The 3706-nt window shown below is 70.7% G+C and carries 5 protein-coding genes and 1 pseudogene; 5 read left to right on the top strand and 1 reads right to left on the bottom strand.

Going from position 1 to position 3706, the window contains the following annotated elements:
* Positions 1-26 precede the first annotated feature (26 nt).
* The 5 genes and pseudogenes from AOK11_RS38155 to AOK11_RS38135 all read left to right on the top strand — a co-directional run.
* Positions 27-299, top strand: a pseudogene (locus AOK11_RS38155) (hypothetical protein); the annotation flags it as partial.
* Positions 296-850 (top strand): roadblock/LC7 domain-containing protein, encoded by a 555-nt coding sequence (locus AOK11_RS38150; protein WP_055598185.1) that lies wholly within the window; start codon positions 296-298, stop codon positions 848-850. The pseudogene AOK11_RS38155 and the gene AOK11_RS38150, both read left to right, overlap by 4 nt.
* Entirely contained in the window at positions 847-1269 is a 423-nt protein-coding gene (locus AOK11_RS38145) for a DUF742 domain-containing protein (RefSeq protein WP_055598184.1), read from the top strand. Before AOK11_RS38150 ends, AOK11_RS38145 begins: the two co-directional genes overlap by 4 nt.
* Positions 1250-1888, top strand: coding sequence for a GTP-binding protein (locus AOK11_RS38140; RefSeq protein ID WP_055598183.1), 639 nt, complete (start codon positions 1250-1252; stop codon positions 1886-1888). Before AOK11_RS38145 ends, AOK11_RS38140 begins: the two co-directional genes overlap by 20 nt.
* Before the next feature lie 69 nt (positions 1889-1957).
* A complete protein-coding gene (locus tag AOK11_RS38135; RefSeq protein ID WP_055598182.1) occupies positions 1958-3220 on the top strand; it encodes a styrene monooxygenase/indole monooxygenase family protein in 1263 nt (420 codons plus the stop codon).
* On the opposite strand, the gene AOK11_RS38130 is transcribed toward AOK11_RS38135, so the two are convergent.
* Positions 3184-3706, bottom strand: a 523-nt coding sequence (locus tag AOK11_RS38130; protein ID WP_167353888.1) for a C40 family peptidase, incomplete at its 5' end; no start/stop codon positions are given. The genes AOK11_RS38135 and AOK11_RS38130 overlap by 37 nt on opposite strands.

Below are 3706 nucleotides of genomic sequence, written 5' to 3'. Positions count from 1 at the left end.
CAGTCCCTTGGCGGTGACCGGATCCGGAGGCCCCGGAGCCGGTCACCGCCAAGGGACTGCCCAAGCGCACACCGAAGATCACCGCACCCGTCGAGGCACCCCGGCAGCGCAGCGGCTCGGTGGACGCCGAAGTCCTGCGCCGCCGCCTCGGCGGCTTCCGCCGGGGGGCGGAAGCCGGACGCCGGGACGTCGAGGTGCAGATCACCGAGGAGACGGGCCCGCCCCGAACGCCGTCCACCGCGGTCACCGCCACATCCGAAGAAGCCACGGGGGGCACCGTCGAGGAGGCAACCAGTTGACCGCGCCGAGTACCTTCGGACTGAGCAGTGAAGCCCGCAATCTGCACTGGCTGCTGACGAATCTCGTCGAGGAGGTGCCCGGCATCCTCTCGGTCGCGGTGGTCTCCTCCGACGGTCTGCTGCTGCTTTCCTCGGACCCCGATCTCGCGAAGGCCCGGACGGACTCGGGCGAGGGCGCCCGCACCCCGGGTGCCCCGGCGGTGCGGGCCGGGAAACGCGCCGGCCCGCGTGGCTCCGCCGCCGATCTGGCCACCGTCGTCTCGGGCATCGGCAGCCTCACCGTCGGCGCCGCCAAGCTGATGGACTACGGCCAGGTCCGGCACACCATGGTGGCGATGGACGAGGGCAGCCTGTTCGTGATGTCGATCAGTGACGGCTCACTGCTCGGTGTGCACGGCTCCGCGGACGTCGACATGAGCGTGGTGGCGTACCACATGGCGCTGTTCGTGGGCAGGGCCGGCCATGTCCTGACCCCCGAACTCCGCAGCGAACTGCGCATGTCCATGGAGAAGACAGCCCTGGAGAACAAGTCCACCGGGAGTCCCCGTTGAGCGGTAAAACCAGGAAGAACCTCCCGGTCCGCGGCGGCGACCGCAAACCCTCCAGGGTCCGCCCCTACTCGCTCACCGGCGGCCGTACCCGCTTCGGGCACGTTCTCCTCGTCGAGACGTTCGTGGCGAGCACCGCCGAGCTGGAGGCCGCCGAGGAGCGCAAGGAGCTGTCGAAGGGCTCGCTGAAGTCGGCGTTGATGCCGGAGCTGCGGGCCATTGTTGAACTGTGCCGCCGTATGAGAACGGTGGCCGAGATCGCCGCGCTGCTGAAGATGCCGCTCGGCGTGGTCCGCGTTCTCCTGAGCGATCTCGCGGACCAGGGAAAGATCCGTGTCTACGGAACGGGAACCGGCCACGGCACGGGCCGCCCGGACCGCGCGCTGCTGGAAAGGGTGCTGAGTGGACTCCGCCGTCTCTGAGGCCGTTCAAGGCGTCACCCCGCTCGACGAGGACTACGAGCCGTTGCTGCCCTGGCAGACGGACCGTACCCGCGCCCCGATCGCCACGAAGATAGTGGTGGCCGGCGGGTTCGGCGTCGGCAAGACCACGCTGGTCAGCACCGTCTCCGAGATCAGGCCGCTGGAGACCGAGGCGCTGATGACCGAGGCGAGCGCGGAGACCGACGACCTCACCGCCACGCCGGACAAGCTCACCACCACCGTGGCGATGGACTTCGGCCGGATCACGCTCGACGACGACCTGGTGCTCTACGTCTTCGGCACCCCCGGTCAGCAGCGGTTCTGGTTCATGTGGGACGACCTGGTGCGCGGGGCGATCGGCGCGGTCGTCATGGCCGACACCCGCCGGCTCAAGGACTGCTTCCCGGCGCTCGACTACTTCGAGAGCTGCGGACTGCCGTACGTCGTCGCGGTCAACCACTTCGACGAGACCGAGCTGTTCGAGCCGGACGACGTGCGGGAGGCGCTCACCATCCCCTCCCACATACCTGTCATGATCATGGACGCGCGGCGCCGGATCTCGGTCATCGAGACCCTCCTGTCCCTGGTGGGTCACGCGCTCGAGGAAACCCCGGAGTAACCCGGAAGCCCCTGCCCGGAAGCCCTTGCCCGGCCACCGGAAGCCCTCGTCCAGCTAGGAGAACCCCGTATGCGGAAGATACTCGTCGTCGGAGCCGGCCAGTCCGGTCTCCAGCTCGCCCTCGGCCTTCAGTCGCACGGGTACGAGGTCACCCTGATGTCCAACCGGACCGCGGACGAGATCCGCACCGGACGGGTGATGTCGACGCAGTGCATGTTCCACACGGCCCTGCAGCACGAGCGTGATCTCCAGCTGAACTTCTGGGAGTCCCAGGCCCCGAAGATCCAGGGGCTCGGTGTCTCGGTCGTGGCCCCCGGCTCGCACGACCCGGGCCCGACGCAGCGCGCGATCAACTGGCTGGGCAGGCTCGACGGGTTCGCGCAGTCGGTCGACCAGCGGGTGAAGATGGCGGGCTGGATGGACACGTTCGCCCAGCGCGGCGGCCAGCTGGTCATCCACGGCGCGGCCGTCGGCGACCTGGACTACTTCTCCCGTACGTACGACCTCGTGCTCGTCGCCGCCGGCAAGGGCGAGCTCGTGCAGATGTTCGGCCGCGACGCCTCGCGCTCCCCGTACGCCGAGCCGCAGCGCGCGCTCGCGGTGGCCTACGTCCACGGGATGGACCCGCGTCCGGAGCACCCGGACACCGAGGCGGTCCGCTGCAACATCGTCCCCGGCGTCGGCGAGATGTTCATCATGCCGACGCTCACCACGTCGGGCCGCGCCGACATCCTGTTCTGGGAGGGCATACCCGGCGGCCCGCTGGACGTCTTCAAGGACGTCAAGGACCCGGCGGAGCACCTCTCCCTGACCCTGGAACTCATGGAGAAGTTTCTCCCCTGGGAATACGCGCGGGCCACCAAGGTCGAACTGACCGACGCCGGCGGCACCCTCGCCGGCCGCTACGCCCCGACCGTCCGCAACCCCGTCGGCACACTGCCCGGCGGCGGCCTGGTCCTCGGCGTCGCCGACGTGGTCGTGGCCAACGACCCGATCACCGGCCAGGGCTCCAACTCCGCGTCCAAGTGCGCCGCCTCCTACCTCGCCTCGATCGTCGAGCACGGCGAGGCGCCGTTCGACGAGGCGTGGATGCGGCAGACCTTCGACCGCTACTGGGACACCGCCCAGCACGTCACCAAGTGGACCAACGCCATGCTGGCCCCGCCGCCCCCGCACGTCCTCGACGTCCTCGGTGCCGCCGGTGGCCTCCAGCCCGTCGCCGACCGGTTCGTCAACTGCTTCGACGACCCGGCCGACCTCGAGAACTTCTTCTACGACCCGGAGAAGGCCGGCGCCTACCTGGCGGAGGTCTCGGGGGCCGTGGAGGCGTAGTCCGGCGCGTAGCCCCGGTACCCCTGGTCGGGCCCCTCCGTCGCCCCCTCGGGGAGCTCGGGCGGCACATAGCGCCGCAAGGGGGCCCGGCCCGGGTCGGGGCGTACGGCGCCCAGGACCGGGTTGGCCGCGATCGGGGAGACCTTCACCCGCGTGCCGGGCCGCGGCGCCTGCACCACCATGCCGTCGCCGAGGTAGACGGCGACATGCGTGGCGTCGGGGAAGTACACGACGAGGTCACCCGGTCGCAGTTCGTCCAGCGGCACCCGGTCCAGCTGCGCCCACTGCTCCTGACTGGTCCGGGGCACCGGCGTCCCGGCCGCCCGCCACGCCTCGGAGGTCAGCCCCGAGCAGTCGTACGCCTCGGGGCCCTCGGCGCCCCACTCGTACGGCTTCCCGATCTGCTCCACCGCGTACCGCAGGGCCCGGTCGCCCACCGCGGAGGGCGTGCGCCCGGCACCGGGAGCACGCCCTCCGCGGTGGGCG

Origin of the sequence: Streptomyces hirsutus (assembly GCF_001418415.1) — a bacterium.
In the GTDB taxonomy this organism is placed as follows: domain Bacteria; phylum Actinomycetota; class Actinomycetes; order Streptomycetales; family Streptomycetaceae; genus Streptomyces; species Streptomyces hirsutus.
Note: the sequence above shows the minus strand (reverse complement) of the source record. Positions and strands in the feature narration are given on the sequence as shown.